We start from the raw sequence: 14,378 nt of genomic DNA on the forward strand, positions 1-14,378 counted from the left end.
GCAGCGCCACCACCCACACCCCCAGGAGAAGCCCATGAGTCTGTTGCGTGTCCTCGGCCGCCCGATGCTGGCGTCGATGTTCGTCGCGGGCGGGCTGGATTCCGTCCGCCACCCGGAGAACGTGTCCCCGCTCGCCGAGCCCGTCGTACGGCCCATCACGGACCGTGTGCCGGTACTGCCGGACCGCACCGAGGACTGCGTACGGCTCAGCGGCGCCGTCCAGGTCGTGGGCGGGCTGCTGCTGGCGACCGGTCGTATGTCGCGGCCGGCCGCGCTCGCGATCGCCGTCACGCTGGTGCCGACCACGCTGGCCGCGCATCGGTTCTGGGAGCTGGAGGATCCCGGTGAGCGGGCTCAGCAGCGCATCCACTTTCTGAAGAACCTGTCCATGCTGGGCGGGTTGCTGATCGCCGCGGACGACACGGGCGCGGCGCCGTCCGTGGTGTGGCGGAGCCGGCATGCCGCGCATGATCTGCGGCGGGACGCCCATCTTGTGCGGCGGTCCGTGCGGGCCGGGGCGGGGCCCGCGGCGGTGGCCGGGCGGGTGCGGGCGAAGTTGTCCTGCTGACGGGGGGTTTCGTCCCCGCCGCCCCGGTCCTTTCCCGTCGCCGCCCCGGTCCTTTCCCGTCCCCCGGGGGGCTCTGCCCCCGGACCCCCGTTCGCGCGGTTCCTCGCGCCCCTGGGGACCCGGCCCCTCAGACGTTGGCCCGGAACCAGTCGATCGTGCGGCGCAGGCCTTCCTCGGTGGGGACATGGGGTTCCCAGCCGAGTTTGTCCCGGGCCAGTGTGATGTCGGGGCGGCGTCCGGCGGGGTCGTCCACCGGGCGGTCGATGTAGCGGATCTCCGAGCGTGAACCGGCCAGCGCGATGACGAGGCGGGCCAGGCCCAGCATGGTGATCTCGCTCGCGCCGCCGATGTTGACGGGGCCGCGCATACCGTGCGCGGCCGCCGCGAGGACGCCGGAGACCGTGTCGTCGATGTAGCACAGCGAGCGGGTCTGCAGGCCGTCACCGGTCACGGTGAGGGGTTCGCCGGCCAGGGCCTGCCGGACGAACGTCGGGACGGCGCGGCCGTCGTCGCCGCGCATCCGGGGGCCGTAGGTGTTGAACAGCCGTACGACGCAGGTGTCCGTGCCGAGGGTCTCCGCGTGGGCCGTGGTCAGTGCCTCGGCGAAGCGCTTGGCCTCGTCGTGGGCACTGCGCGGGCCGACCGGGTCGACATCGCCCCGGTACCGCTCGTCCTGCGGGTTCTGCCGCGGGGCGCCGTAGACGCCCGAGGCCGACGCGAGCACGAAGCGGGCGCCGGCGCGGTGGGCCAGCCGCAGGGCGTTGCGCGTGCCGAGACTGCCCGTGTCCAGGGTGTGCAGCGGCAGCCGCAGACAGTCCGCGGGGGACGCGGGGGAGGCGAAGTGCAGCACCAGGTCGGCGGGCCGGTCGACGGGCAACTCCTCGGCCACATCGGCCCGTACGCACGTGAACCCGGGACGCTCACGCAGCGCCGCGACATTCTCCGCCCGTCCGGTGCTGAGATCGTCGACACAGGTCACGTCGGCACCGGCGTCAAGCAGCACGGCACACAACCGGGACCCGACGAAGCCACCCCCGCCGGTGACGACGACATGCCCCCACTTCCGAGATATGACCCTGCTCATACCCTCACCCTGCCCCGCCCCCCACCTCCCGGCACGACCGTGTACTGCATCCTGGTGAACCATCCCGCGCCTTCCGCGCTCCGCGCCCACCCGCAGGTTGAAGAAGTGACCAAATCAAGTACGGGAAAAGTGGCGTGATTTGTCCGGTATGGGTGAGTCTGAAGGGGACGGAAAACCACCACGGCTCTGGGAGATGGTGTCATGCGTCCCGACGAGAACGTCATCGAGGAACTCACCGCACTCCGCGGCACCGACCTCGACGCCGCACTCGACCCGGCGGAAACCGAAGGCGTCTACCGTGACAGCCGCGAATGCGCGGCCCTCGCGGCCGTCGCCGGCGGCGGAGCCGCCCTGCTGTCGCCCCCCACCCCGCGTCCGAAGAAGGGCTGACCCGGAGCGACAGGAGCAAGTGACATGGAGCAGTCAGGCACTTCGACCCGATTGCAGGCCGCGGTGCAGGACCTCGCTTCCGGTGTGGTCTCCGTCCTCCGGGACGGGGACCACACCCGTGCGGTCCTCCCGGCGGGGACCGCGGAAGCGGGAGACCTCGCACTCGCCGCCGTACGGGTGCTCGGCGCGGACGCGATGCTGCCGGGCCTGCTGTCCGGCGCCACACCCGACCCGGCCGAAGTGGCCGTCTTCCGCAAGGCGGTCGAGGCGTACCCGCCCCGCGCGGACGCGGCGCCCACCGTCCGCTGGAGCCACTGGGGCATGGCCTACGCCCTGCGACGGCTCGACCCCAACTCCTCCGGCCCGCCGGACGAGCCGGAAACCCGCTGGCTCGACGACGCGAGCTGGCAGACCCTCACCCATCAACTCGCCGTCCTCGCCGCGCTCGCGCTGCCCGGCGAGAGCTGCGCGGTGTCCCGCCTGGCCGCGCGCCGCCCGGTCGACGTGGCCCGCGGTTTCGTCCGGGCCGTGCGACGGAGGGACTGGCGGCAGGCGGCCGGCGCCGGCCGCTGGCTGACCCTGCTGCCCGGTGTCCCGGACACCCTCGGCCTGGAATCCGGCCTGGACTTCGTGGAGTTGATGGGCGGACAGGACCCCCTGGTCACGCTCCAGGTACGGGCGGCCCGGCTCACCCGGACCGGGACACTCGTGTGAGCGCCCCCGGCACCGGGGACGTCCGGCGGATCGCCGAGGACGCCCTCGCCTGGGTGAGCGCCCACCGCGGCGGCTTCGCCCTCGGCGAGGACGCGCTGGCGGTCGACGGCCGGGTCGACGGCACCTGGAAACCACTCGGCGAACTGGCCCGCGTCTGCGCGACCGTGCGACACCGCACCGACGCCGCCGACCCCCTGCACGACCGCGCGGGCGCGCTGCTGGACTTCGCCTGGCAACAGACGGGTGACGGCGAGCTGTTCGCGCGGCTGCAACGGCTGGAGCCGTTCGCCACCTACCCGTTGGAGATCTACGCGGCCCTCGCCTCGGCCGGCTACCGCCACACCGGCTACGAGCGGGCCGCCGCCGTGGTCGCCCGCACCCGCGGCTGGCGGCTCACCGAGCAGCACCCGACCCGGCGGCTCGGCGTCCTGATGGCCGAGGAGAGCACCGGTGTCCACCGCCCCGGCCAGGCGCGGCCCGTGCTGCCGCGCACCTGGCTCGGCGGACTGCCCGAACCCTGGACCTTCGAACGCCCCGCCGGATACGCCCTCACGCACGTCGTCTTCCACCTCACCGACTGGGGACGCGCCGACGGCGCCCTCCCGGCGGACCTCGCCGGCTATCTCGCCGACTGGCTGCCGCCCTGGCTGGACACCTGCCTGGACGCCGGCATGTGGGACCTGAGCGCCGAGTTGCTGGCCGTCGCCGCCACCCTGCCCCACCCCCTCGACGGCATCGTCCCGCCCGACGCCTGGCAACGGCTGAGAACGGAACAGGCGCCCTCCGGCGCGATCCGGGAAGAAGGCCGCGACGACGAAGGCGCTGAAGTCGCCGACCCCGAGCGGCACTTCGCCCACCACTACCACTCCACCCTGCTGGCCGCCTTCGCGGCCGTCCTCACCCTCGCCCGTCCGGCGGGCGCGCCCGCCGGCACCGGCCCGCGGTACGGCCGACAAGGAGCGCCGGCATGACCGACACCCGCCTGATCCACCACGTCGGAGCCGGCGCCCTGGAATGGCTCTGGGCCCACCGCGACGGCTTCCGGCTGGAACCCGACGCGGACCCGGAGACCGGCTTCCTGGAACGCTTCAAACCCGTCGGTGAACTCGCCCTGATCTGCTCCGTGCTGTTCCGCGAGGGCGTCGCCGGGTCCCGCCAGGCCGAACTGGCCCGCCGGCTGATCGACCACGCCTGGCGTGACGCCCTGGACGGCGGGCGCATGCTGGTGCGCGGCCAGCGGACGGAGCCGCTCTCACCCGTACCGTTCGAGGTGTATCTGCCGTTCCGTGAACTCGGTTACAGCCAGCCCGAGATGGAGCGCGCAGTCGTCCTCAACCACCGCCTCGACAGCTGGCGGGCGTTCGAGACGTCCCCCACCCGCCGGCTCGCCATCTCCGCGTTCCAGCGCCGCTTCGGACTCACCCCCCGGCCCTCCGAGGCCGAGGCACTGCGCCCGACCTGGCTGGCCCGCACCCCCGAACCCTGGACCGTCGAGGGCCGTATCGCCTACGACATCACCCACTGCGTGTTCCATCTGACCGACTGGGGCGAGAACCCCGGCGGACTGCCCCCCGGCCTGGCCGACTACGTCGCCACCTGGCTGCCGGCCTGGATCGACGACTGGCTCGACCTCGAACGCTGGGACCTGCTCGGCGAACTCCTCGTCGTCGACGCCTGCCTGCCCCGCCCCATCCTGGACGAGCCGGCCTGGCGGGCCTTCGCCGCCGTACAACGGCCGGACGGTGCCATGCCCGCGATCCGGACCATGCCGGAGGGCGACGAGCAGGAGGTGTTCGACATCGTCTACCACTCGACCCTGGTCGCCGCCTTCGCCTCCGTCCTGGCCACCTCCCGCGCCCTCACCGAACTGGCCCGCGCCTCATGACGACGACGTACCGCACCCCCTGGCCCGGCCTCCCGCCCGACGGGCGGCCCGCCCACCGCCCGGAGCCGCACGCCGACGAGCGCCTCCACGAGCGGCTCGGTGCCGCCGTCGCCGCGGTGGACGCGCCCGACACCGTCTTCGCGTTGTCCCGGCACGGCCGCCGCACCGTACGCAACGGCGGCACCGCCCCGCCCCCGCCGTACCCCCGCGACACCCTGCGCTACGAGATCGGCTCGGCCGGCAAGACGTTCACCGGACTGCTGCTCGCCCGGCTGATGGACGAGGGCCTGCTCACCGGTGGCGAGCCGGCCCGCACTCTCCTGGACGGCGGCCGGCCCGCCGGACCGGAGCCGGTGACGCTCGTCCATCTGATCACCCACACCTCCGGACTGCCCCGCCTCCCGTCCGATTTCTGGGCCCGCGCCCTGCCCGCCCGGCGCACCAACCCCTACGCCCGCTACCCCGGGGCGCGCGTCGTCGACGCGTTCCTGCGCCACCGCCCCGGGCACCGGCCCGGCACCCGCTGGCGCTACTCCAACTTCGGTGTCGCCGTGCTCGGGCACGCCCTGGCCGCCGCGACCGGCACCCCCTGGCCCGACCTGATCTCGGGCCGGCTGCTCGGCCCCCTCGGACTGGGCGACACCGCCCTGCGGGCCGAGCGGGGGCGCGACGCCACCGGACACACCAAGGACGGCCGCACGGCCGTCCCCGCCTTCGACGCGGGCGGATTCCCCGCGGCCGGCGCCCTGCGCGCCACCCCGCACGACCTGCTCACCTTCCTCGAGGCCCATCTCGACCCCGGGCGGTGCCCGCCGCTGGCCGGGGCACTGCACGCCGTACGCACCCCCGTGCTCCGCCGCGGACTCGGACACCGGCACGTCCACACCACCGCCTGGTTCCGGCATCCCATGGACGGCGGCCCCCTGTACTTCCACAGCGGGGCCACCCCCGGGCAGCAGGCCTTCCTCGGCTTCCGGCCCGACACCGGCACCGCCCTGGCCGCCGTGTGCGGCCGCCGCTTCCGCGCCCACGACCCGTTCGTGACCACGGCGTACAACCTCCTCGCCGAGGAGTGAGGGCGTCCGCGCGCGAGAACGGCGCCGGCCCTCTCGGGACCGGCGCCGTCACCGTCGGAGCGTCACATCCGCTGCCACAGCGCCGGGGTGCTCGCGGGCGCCCACGCACCCTGGGCCTGGTGCGTCTGCAGGCACTGGTACCGCACCCCGTCCCGGGTCACCGTGGTACCCGCCTCGTAGACCCGGCCGGCGGTCCACGCCTGCGCGCCGTCCTCCTGCTGCTCGTCCGGCGTGGTCTGCGCGGCGGCGGCGGTCGTCAGGGTCAGCCCGAATTCACCGAGCATCGCGTTGACCGGCTGGTAGAACGTCGTACCACCGCTCGTGCAGTTGCCGGACCCGCCCGAGGTGACGCCCTGCGCCTGCGCGCCCGCCACGTACGGACCGCCGGAGTCGCCCGGCTCCGCGCACACCGTCGTCCGGGTCAGCCCGTCGACCCTGCCCTCGGGGTAGCTGACACTGGCGTCGTGCTGCTCGATGGTCCCGCAGTGCCAGCCGGTGGTCGAGCCGGACCGGCACACCGACGCCCCGACCAGCGCCTCCGCCGAGCCGGTCACCTGCACCTCCTGGCCGTCCTGCGCCTTGACGTCCGGCGTCGGACTCCACTGCTCGTTGGTGCCCACCCACGCCATGTCCACACCGGGGAACGTGGACGCCTGGAAGGTGCCCTGCGCGGTGCGGTCGTACCCGGTCGTGGTCGCCCCGGCCCTGCCGCAGTGACCGGCGGTCACGAAACCGCCCCGCGCGCCCTGGGTGACGGAGAACCCGACGGAGCAGCGCGCCGCGTCGTCGATGTAGAAGGCGTCGCCGCCGGTGATGTCCTGCAGGAGCCGCGGCCGTACCGTCGTGATCCGGATGCCGACGTCCTCGCCCTCCAGGCCCGCGGCCTTCACGAACGCGGCCCCGGCCTCCTGGCTGGTCGCCTGCACCATGATCCGGTTCTTCGGCACGTCGACGTACCAGACGGGCGTTTCGGAGGTGCTGCCCTGCGCGGCCGCCGCGTCCAGCCTGGCCTTGGCCGCCTCGAGACCGGCCAGCGTCCGCGGGACCACCCTGGCCGTGGCGCCCTGCGCCTCGATGGCGGCCGTGTCGCCGGCGTCGGTGGTCGCGACCGTCAGCTCCCCGGAGGTCCTTCCCCGCACCCAGGCGCCGGCGAACCGGTCGCCGAGCGCGTTGCGCAGCCGGCCCGCCCTGCTGCCCGCCTCCGCCTCGTTCACCAGCCGTTCCGAGGCCTGGCCCTCGTCCAGTTCCAGATCGCGCTCCATGGCGGCGAGCAGCTGGGGTGACGGCCGGTCGGCGCCGAGCGTCTGGGCGGCGCTCGGCGCCGGCCCCGCCGCGGGCGTGGGATCGGCCACCGCGGCGTGGGGAAGCCCGGCGAGGACGAGGGCGCCGAGCACGGTGAGGGCCGACCGGCGCGCGGTCCGGGCGTGTCTGAAGACCATGCGGTACGTCTCCTTGGTTCGTGGTGCGAAGCTGCGGAGGAGACTTAGGCCTTGCCCGGGACACCCGGCCCGATGTCGGGACACGCCGGAATCACCGCTTTGATGACGCGAAGCGACCCGAGTGCAGTAGGCGCCGCCCCGCCGGACCACCCGTACGGGTCACACCGGGGTCAGCCCCGGCGCGCCCACCTCGGTGACGAAGGACGCGGCCGTGGAGACGGAGGCGCCGGGCGTCGTCACGAACGGGACGATCCGGTAGTCGGCCCGGGCGTTCTGCCGGCCCAGCTCCAGTCGCAGATAGCCGCGCCGGCCGTCGTAGAACCTCAGGTGCGGGTTGGCGCGCGTGTACGTGTCCCAGTTGGCGGGCCGCCGCGCGCCGTCGCGCCCGCTGGCCACCGAGGTGCAGGTCAGCTCCGTGCCCAGGGTCGCCGAGCCGGGGTCGTCGAAGTCGTCCTTGATGTCGAAGGCGTACGCGACGTGGACGTCACCGGTCAGCACCATCCAGTTGTCGACACCGGCGGCCTTCGCGCCCGCGACCAGCCGGCCGCGACTCGCGCGGTAGCCGTCCCAGGCGTCCATGGAGAGCTTCGCCTCGGCGTTCAGGTCCAACCGGCGCTGCGAGAAGCACACCTGCTGCGGCAGCACGTTCCACAGCGCCGTCGAGGCGCCCCACCCGTCGAGCAGCCAGCGCTCCTGCGCGTCCCCGGTGAGGGTGCGGGCCGGGTCGTCCGACTCGGGTCCCGGCACATGCGGGACGTCGTCGTAGGCCTGGTCCGAGCGGTACTGGCGGGTGTCGAGGATGTCGAACTGGGCGAGAGTGCCCCAGTGCAGCCGGCGGAACAGCCGGGCGTCGGGGCCGTCGGGGAGCTGGCCGGCGCGCAGCGGCTGGTTCTCCCAGTAGGCGCGGTAGGCGGCGGCGCGGCGGGGCAGGAAACGCGCGGGGTCGCTGCCGTTCTCGTCGGCCGCGCCCGCGTAGTTGTTCTCGGTCTCGTGGTCGTCCCAGGTGACGACGAACGGGTGGGCGGCGTGGGCGGCCCGCAGATCGGGGTCGCTCTTGTAGAGCGCGTAGCGCATCCGGTAGTCCGCCAGGGTCGTCGTCTCGCGGTTGAACACGTCCGGCAGGACGACGTCGGTGTAGGCGCGGGCGCCGCCCGCCGGGTCGACGGCGTACTCGTACAGATAGTCGCCGAGGTGGAACACCACGTCGACGTCCTCCCGGGCGAGGTGCCGATGGGCCGTGTAGTAGCCGTCGTGGTACGCCTGGCAGGCGACCGCCGCCAGCCGCAGGCGCGCGACGTCGGAGCCGGCCGCCGGAGCGGTGCGGGTACGGCCGGCGGGGCTGATCCAGGTGCCCGTGCGGAAGCGGTAGTGGTAGTGGCTGCCGGGATCCAGGCCCCGTACGTCGACCCGCACGCTGTGCCCGTACTCGGGGTGGGCGACCACGGTGCCCCGCTGTACGACCACGACGAACGCCTCGTCGAGCGCGACCTCCCAGTCCACCTCCACCTGCTGCTGTCCGAGTCCCCCGTCGGGCTCGAAGGGGGACGGGGCGAGCCGGGTCCAGATCAGTACCGAGTCGGGCAGCGGGTCCCCGGAGGCGACCCCGAGCGTGAACGGGTCCTCGGCGATCCGGGCCGCCTCCAGCCGGGGCGCGGCGAAGGCGCCGCGCGCGGGCAGGCCGGTGGTGAAGGCGAGGGTGGCGGCCGCCGCGGTGAGGGTCAGGAACCGGCGGCGGGCCGGATGCCGCGCGGCGGCGCGCAGTTCGGCGTCCTGCGGGGTGAAGGCGAGCCCGGACAGCGGTCCGGTACGGCCCGACGGCGCCATCGGGTGTCCTCTCGTGCGGGTCGGTCTGCGGAGTGGAGTGGATCATGAGTCACGACGTCAGCATGCTAAGCGGACAAAATGCTCAAAACGTGCGTGCCTTGCGGGGAGTTCACACGGGAGGCCGTACGCGGGCCGGGCCGCCCGGCCGCCTTCGTGGCGGCCCGATCGCGGCCGAGGCGCGGTTTCGAGGCGGCCGCTCCCTTCGCCGGCCCGGCGCGTTCGTGCGAGCACGCGGCCCGCACTCCGGCGGGGCGGCCCCGCGCGGGTGCGGGCCGGGGTTCTCGCCGTCACGGGCGTACAAGAAGGGCGCTTCATGCCTTCACGGTCGAATATGGGGCGAAAGGCCGAGAGGCCTGTGAACGCCCCCTGCGGGGCCGTGCGCGTGGAGGTCGACATGGAGCAGGACACGACTCGTCCGCCGGATCGTCCGGGGCCCCTGCGGGCCGTGGCCTCGGGCCTGCGGCAGCTGCCGGGCGCCGAGCGGGTGGGCAGGGCGGCCGAAGGCGCCCTGGACGCCATCGGCGCGGTGTCCCCGCGCGGACGCCGGATGGCCGTCTACGCCGGAGCCGGGGTCCTCGGTGTGGCCGGCGTCGTCGAGTGGCCGGTGGCGCTGACCGGCGCGGCCGTCGCCTGGCTCACCCGGCCGCGCCCCGCGCGGGGACGTACCGCCGAACCGCTCCCGGCGGCACCGGCCCGCGCGGACGCACCCCACGAGACGGCCGATCAGGCACCCCCCGTCGAGCCCACCGGCCCCGGCGACCGGCTCGCCCTCTCCCGCCGCCGCGAGGGCCGCACGGAACGGCCCGTGCGCGAACAGCCCGCCAAGGTCGGCGACACCGCCACCGCCTCGGCCCTCAAGCAGGTGGCCGAGGCCGCCAGGAACCACGGCCCGCACACGGAACGGGACACCACGGCCGGACAGCCCCGTGACGCCCGGCACTCCGGCTGAGTCACGAGCACAGGACCCCCACAGATGCTCACACGCTTCGACGTCGCCCCCCTCGCGGGGGCCGTGGCGGGAGCCGCGGCGGGCGCCGCCCGCGGCACCGCACAGGGCATGACGTCCGTCCACGACACGACCCGCCGCCTCGGCCACGTAGCCCGCAACGCCCTCGGCGGCGGCCGGCACTGGCGGGCCGGACACCGCGTCCACCTGGCCCTGCGGCACCCGGACGGCCCCGCCGCCCCGCTCGCCCGCAAGGTCGCCGCCGAACTCCTCGACCACCCCGACGTCCTGACCGCGTACTGGGACGAGGGGCTGGCCCGGCTCGTCGTGACCGCCGTGACGGACACCGCCGGCGACCGGGTGACCGAGCACGCCGTCGAACTCGCCGGCCGGCTCGGACTCACCGAGGACGCCGGCCCCGAGGAGGACGAGGACGACACGGCCCACCCCGGCGACCCCCGCGAGGTACGGATCGCCGCCGCCGCGCTGCTGCTGGACGCCGCCGGCGTGACCGGCGCCCTCGTCGGCCGGTCGCTGCGCCTGCCCGCCGGACCCAAGGCGCTCACCGCCGCCGTCACCCTGCTGCGCGAGAACCCGCGCTTCCGCGCCCTGCTGCGGCGGCGCTTCGGCCGCGGTGGCATGGAACTCCTTCTCGCCGCCGCCAACGCCGCCGCGCACGGCGCCGGACAGTCGCCCGTCTCCCTCGTGCTCGACGGGCTGCTGCGCACCGGCCAGCTGACCGAGGCGACCGCCCGTGCCGCCGCCTTCGAGGCCCTGCACGACGACGTCTGCGACGAAGCGCGCACCAGCCTCCCCTGCCCCGCCGGCACCCGCCCGCCGCTGCGCGTGACCCCCGCCCAGGCGTACGCCGCCCACGCCGGCACCGGCAGCGTCGCGGGCGCCGCCGCCACCCTCCTCGTCACCCGCGACACCACGGAGGCAGCCGAGGCGGTACTCGCCGGATCCCCCAAGGCAGCCCGCTACGGCCCCGCCGCCTTCGAGACCGTCCTCGGCACCCACCTCGCCCTGACCGGCGTCCTCGTCCGCAGCGGCGAACGGCTGCGCCAGCTGGAGATCGCCGACTCCCTGGTCCTGCACGCCGACGCCCTGCGCGGGCACGCCCCGCCCGCCGGCACGGAGCCCGCCCCGTTCGAGGACCCCGTCCACCCCTGCGCCGAGGCCGTCCTCGACGCGGCCCGCCGCGCGGGACTGCACGTCGTGGTCTGCGGCGGCGCCGACCTGAAGGACATCACCCGCCTCGCCGACGAGGTCGCCCCCGCCGACCTGCCGTTCGGCGACGTCGTACGGGCCCTGCAGAACGACGGGCACATCGTCGTGAGCGTCGCCCGCGTGTCCGCGCACGGCGACGACGATGTGGCCGAGGGCCTGCCCGCGGGCGATGTGGCGATCGCCCTCACCGACACCCGCACGGCGATCGCCTGGGGCGCCGACGCCCTCGCCCCCGGCGGACCGGCCGACGTATGGCGCCTGCTGACCGCCATCCCCGCCGCCCGCCGGGTCGGCCGCCGCTCGCAGACCCTGGCCCGCGCCGGCGCCGCCCTGTCCGGCCTCATGGTGGCCCGCGGCGGCGCCCCCGGCGGCCGGCTCTGGCAGCGGCTCACCCGGCACGGCCCCGTGAACATCGCCGCGGTGGGCGCCCTGCTCACCGGCTGGACCGAGGCCGTACGCGTCGCCCGCGCCGCGCCCCCCGAACCCCGGCTCCACGTGCCCTGGCACGCCCTCGAACCGCACGAGGCCCGCCATCTGCTGCGCGACGTCCGCACCGACGCCGAACCCGAGGGGCTCGCCCTGCTCGCCGGCCGCGCCCGGCGGCGGGCCGCACGCCTCGCCCGTACGCCCCTGACGGCCCCCGCCCGCTGGACCTGGCAGGCGGCCGGCGCCGTACGCCGCGAACTCGACGACCCGCTCACCCCCGTCCTGGCCACCGGGGCGGTCGCCTCGGCGCTGCTCGGCTCCGTCGTCGACGCGCTGCTCGTCGTCGGCGCCATGGACATCAACGCGGTCGCCGGCGGACTCCAGCGGCTGCGCGCCGAACGGGCCCTCGCCCGCCTCGCCGCCCGGCAGCAGCCCCAGGCACGCCGCCGGGTCACCCGGCACCGCACGGTCACCGTCGACGCCGCCCGGCTGCGGCCGGGGGACCGGATCGGCCTCGGCGCCGGCGACGTCGTACCGGCGGACGCCCGGCTGCTGAGGGTGGACGGACTGGAGGTCGACGAATCCGCGCTCACCGGCGAGTCCCTGCCCGTGACCAAATCCGTGGACCCCACACCGGGCGCGCCCGTCGCCAGGCGGACCTGCATGGTCTTCGAAGGCACCACCGTCGTGGCCGGGCGGGCCGAGGCGCTCGTCGTGGACACCGGCGACCGCACCGAGGCCGGACGCGCCGTCGCCCTGGCCGCCCGCACCCCGCCGCCCGCCGGCGTCCAGGCCCGCCTCCAGGAACTGACCCGCAAGGCCCTCCCGGTCACCCTCACCGGTGGCGCGCTGGTCACCGGACTGTCCCTGCTGCGCGGCAGCCCGGTACGGCGTGCCGTCAGCGGCGGGGTCGCCGTGGCCGTCGCCGCCGTACCCGAAGGGCTGCCGCTCGTCGCGACCGTCGCCCAGATGGCCGCCGCCCGCCGGCTCTCCCGGCGCGGTGTCCTGGTCCGCACCCCGCGCACCCTGGAGGCGCTCGGCCGGGTCGACACCGTCTGCTTCGACAAGACCGGCACCCTCACCGAGAACCGGCTCCGCCTGGTCCGGGTGGCCACCGCCGACGGCACCGTCCTCGTCCCGGACGCCGCCGACGCCGTACCGGTCGTACGACTCGCCGCGCGGGCCTGCCCGCGGGAGGAGACCAGCGAGGGCCGCCGGGTCGTCCACGCCACCGACGAGGCCGTCCTCGACGTCGCCCCGCCCGACACCGGCTGGAGCGCCGACGGCGAACTCGCCTTCGAGGCCAGCCGCGGCTACGCCGCCGCCGTCGGCCGGGACGGCGACACCGGACTCCTCGTCGTCAAGGGCGCCCCCGAGACGGTCCTCCCCGCCTGCCGGGACCTTCCCGAGGAGGCGGCGGGCACCGCCCACACGCTCGCCGGGCAGGGACTGCGCGTCCTCGCCGTCGCCCACCGCCCGCTGAAGGGTCCCGACGCGGACGCCGAACTCGACACCGGCCTCGCCGGCCTTGAGTTCGCCGGACTCGTCGCCCTCGCGGACGTACCGCGCGACACCTCGCGGGAACTCCTCACCGAACTGCGCCGGGCCGGCATCCTGCCCGTCATGCTCACCGGCGACCACCCGGAGACCGCCCGCGCCATCGCCCTGCAACTGGGCTGGCCCGAGGGGACCGAGGTGGTCACCGGGGACGAACTGGTCGCCATGGGCCGCTCCGACAGGGTGCGCGCGCTGCACGGCGCCGGCGTCGTCGCCCGGGTCGACCCGGAACAGAAACTGCACGTCGTGGAGGCACTGCAGCAGGCCGGGCGGGTGGTCGCCATGGCGGGCGACGGTGCCAACGACGCCGCCGCCATCCGCGCCGCCGACGTGGGAGTCGGCATCGAGGCCCGCGGCTCCGCCGCCGCCCGCAACGCCGCCGACCTGGTGCTCACCACCGGCGACCTGTCCGTCCTGGTGGACGCCGTCGCCGAGGGCCGCGCGCTGTGGCGCAGCGTCGCCGACGCGGTCAGCATCCTCATCGGCGGGAACGCGGGCGAGGTCGGTTTCAGCGTCCTCGGCACCCTGCTCGCCGGGTCCTCACCGCTGTCGACGCGGCAACTGCTGCTGGTCAACCTGCTCACCGACATGTTCCCCGCCATGGCGGTCGCGGTCACCCCGAGCGACGACCCCTCGACGGCGGCACACGCCGCGACGGGACCGATGGGCCTCGACGTCCTCGGCACACCGTTGCTCCGCTCCATCCGCCGCCGCGGCATCATCACCTGCCTCGGCGCGGTCACCGCCTATCTGATCGGCCGCCTCACCCCCGGCACGGAACGCCGCTCCACCACGATGGCCCTGTGCGGAGTGGTCGGCGCCCAACTGGTCCAGACCCTCTCCGGCCGCCGACGCAGCCCCCTGGTCTGGACAACGGCCCTGGGCTCCGCCCTGGTCCTCGCCGCCCTGGTCCAGACCCCGGGCGTCAGCCACTTCTTCGGCTGCACCCCGCTGGGCCCGGTCGCCTGGACAGGCGTCGCCCTGGCCATCACCCTGTCCGCCCTGACTCCCCGCCTGGAACACCTCGCGGTCCTCCAGCCCCTCTACACCCTGATCTCCCGTCTGACCCACCGCCTGGCCACCTCCACCACCCGGACCCGCCACCTCCTGACCACGGGCATCGCCCGCCCGGTCGCCTGAAAGAGGCCTCAGGGGCGCGGGGCGGTGCCGATGTGCGGCTCCCGCCGCGCGGGCGCGACGGGGGTCTGGGGGGCGCAGCCCCCAGCGACGGGACGGGGC

11 protein-coding genes are annotated in these 14,378 nt (G+C 75.3%); 8 read left to right on the plus strand and 3 right to left on the minus strand.

Annotated elements, in window-relative coordinates; all coding sequences use genetic code 11:
- Positions 1-34 precede the first annotated feature (34 nt).
- Positions 35-568 (plus strand): DoxX family protein, encoded by a 534-nt coding sequence (locus ACGFR9_RS08060; RefSeq protein WP_311644505.1) that lies wholly within the window; start codon positions 35-37, stop codon positions 566-568.
- Positions 569-695: 127 nt separating this feature from the next.
- On the opposite strand, the gene ACGFR9_RS08065 is transcribed toward ACGFR9_RS08060, so the two are convergent.
- Entirely contained in the window at positions 696-1,652 is a 957-nt protein-coding gene (locus tag ACGFR9_RS08065) for an NAD-dependent epimerase/dehydratase family protein (RefSeq protein WP_393204074.1), read from the minus strand.
- Between the two features lie 201 nt (positions 1,653-1,853).
- Between ACGFR9_RS08065 and ACGFR9_RS08070 the strand changes: the two genes are divergently transcribed.
- Genes ACGFR9_RS08070 through ACGFR9_RS08090 form a run of 5 tightly spaced genes read left to right on the plus strand, consistent with a single transcriptional unit; the run spans position 1,854 to position 5,717 of the window.
- Entirely contained in the window at positions 1,854-2,042 is a 189-nt protein-coding gene (locus ACGFR9_RS08070; RefSeq protein WP_393204075.1) for a hypothetical protein, read from the plus strand.
- A 24-nt stretch (positions 2,043-2,066) separates the two neighbouring features.
- Complete coding sequence (locus ACGFR9_RS08075; protein WP_393204077.1) at positions 2,067-2,756, plus strand: hypothetical protein; 690 nt, start codon at positions 2,067-2,069, stop codon at positions 2,754-2,756.
- Positions 2,753-3,727, plus strand: a complete 975-nt coding sequence (locus ACGFR9_RS08080; protein WP_393204079.1) for a DUF6895 family protein — start codon at positions 2,753-2,755, stop codon at positions 3,725-3,727. The genes ACGFR9_RS08075 and ACGFR9_RS08080 overlap by 4 nt, the downstream gene beginning before the upstream one ends.
- Positions 3,724-4,641 carry a DUF6895 family protein gene (locus ACGFR9_RS08085; protein ID WP_393204081.1) on the plus strand — a complete coding sequence of 306 codons (918 nt, stop codon included), beginning with the start codon at positions 3,724-3,726 and terminating at the stop codon, positions 4,639-4,641. The genes ACGFR9_RS08080 and ACGFR9_RS08085 overlap by 4 nt, the downstream gene beginning before the upstream one ends.
- Positions 4,638-5,717 (plus strand): serine hydrolase domain-containing protein, encoded by a 1,080-nt coding sequence (locus ACGFR9_RS08090; RefSeq protein WP_393204083.1) that lies wholly within the window; start codon positions 4,638-4,640, stop codon positions 5,715-5,717. Before ACGFR9_RS08085 ends, ACGFR9_RS08090 begins: the two co-directional genes overlap by 4 nt.
- Positions 5,718-5,779: 62 nt before the next feature.
- On the opposite strand, the gene ACGFR9_RS08095 is transcribed toward ACGFR9_RS08090, so the two are convergent.
- Positions 5,780-7,156, minus strand: coding sequence for a trypsin-like serine protease (locus ACGFR9_RS08095; protein ID WP_393204085.1), 1,377 nt, complete (start codon positions 7,154-7,156; stop codon positions 5,780-5,782).
- A gap of 159 nt (positions 7,157-7,315) precedes the next feature.
- Positions 7,316-8,980 carry an alkaline phosphatase D family protein gene (locus ACGFR9_RS08100; protein WP_393204087.1) on the minus strand — a complete coding sequence of 555 codons (1,665 nt, stop codon included), beginning with the start codon at positions 8,978-8,980 and terminating at the stop codon, positions 7,316-7,318.
- 394 nt (positions 8,981-9,374) lie between these two features.
- Between ACGFR9_RS08100 and ACGFR9_RS08105 the strand changes: the two genes are divergently transcribed.
- Positions 9,375-9,929 (plus strand): hypothetical protein, encoded by a 555-nt coding sequence (locus tag ACGFR9_RS08105; RefSeq protein WP_393204089.1) that lies wholly within the window; start codon positions 9,375-9,377, stop codon positions 9,927-9,929.
- 24 nt (positions 9,930-9,953) lie between these two features.
- Entirely contained in the window at positions 9,954-14,279 is a 4,326-nt protein-coding gene (locus ACGFR9_RS08110) for a cation-translocating P-type ATPase (RefSeq protein ID WP_393204090.1), read from the plus strand.
- Positions 14,280-14,378: the final 99 nt, after the last annotated feature.

This window comes from Streptomyces sp. NPDC048584 (assembly GCF_043199595.1).
Taxonomy (GTDB): Bacteria; Actinomycetota; Actinomycetes; order Streptomycetales; family Streptomycetaceae; genus Streptomyces; species Streptomyces edwardsiae.

Coding starts and splice junctions, on each gene's coding strand:
- ACGFR9_RS08060 (WP_311644505.1), top strand. CDS start 35: ATGAGTCTGTTGCGTGTCCTCGGCCGCCCGATGCTGGCGTCGATGTTC.
- ACGFR9_RS08065 (WP_393204074.1), bottom strand. CDS start 1,652: ATGAGCAGGGTCATATCTCGGAAGTGGGGGCATGTCGTCGTCACCGGC.
- ACGFR9_RS08070 (WP_393204075.1), top strand. CDS start 1,854: ATGCGTCCCGACGAGAACGTCATCGAGGAACTCACCGCACTCCGCGGC.
- ACGFR9_RS08075 (WP_393204077.1), top strand. CDS start 2,067: ATGGAGCAGTCAGGCACTTCGACCCGATTGCAGGCCGCGGTGCAGGAC.
- ACGFR9_RS08085 (WP_393204081.1), top strand. CDS start 3,724: ATGACCGACACCCGCCTGATCCACCACGTCGGAGCCGGCGCCCTGGAA.
- ACGFR9_RS08090 (WP_393204083.1), top strand. CDS start 4,638: ATGACGACGACGTACCGCACCCCCTGGCCCGGCCTCCCGCCCGACGGG.
- ACGFR9_RS08095 (WP_393204085.1), bottom strand. CDS start 7,156: ATGGTCTTCAGACACGCCCGGACCGCGCGCCGGTCGGCCCTCACCGTG.
- ACGFR9_RS08100 (WP_393204087.1), bottom strand. CDS start 8,980: ATGGCGCCGTCGGGCCGTACCGGACCGCTGTCCGGGCTCGCCTTCACC.
- ACGFR9_RS08105 (WP_393204089.1), top strand. CDS start 9,375: ATGGAGCAGGACACGACTCGTCCGCCGGATCGTCCGGGGCCCCTGCGG.
- ACGFR9_RS08110 (WP_393204090.1), top strand. CDS start 9,954: ATGCTCACACGCTTCGACGTCGCCCCCCTCGCGGGGGCCGTGGCGGGA.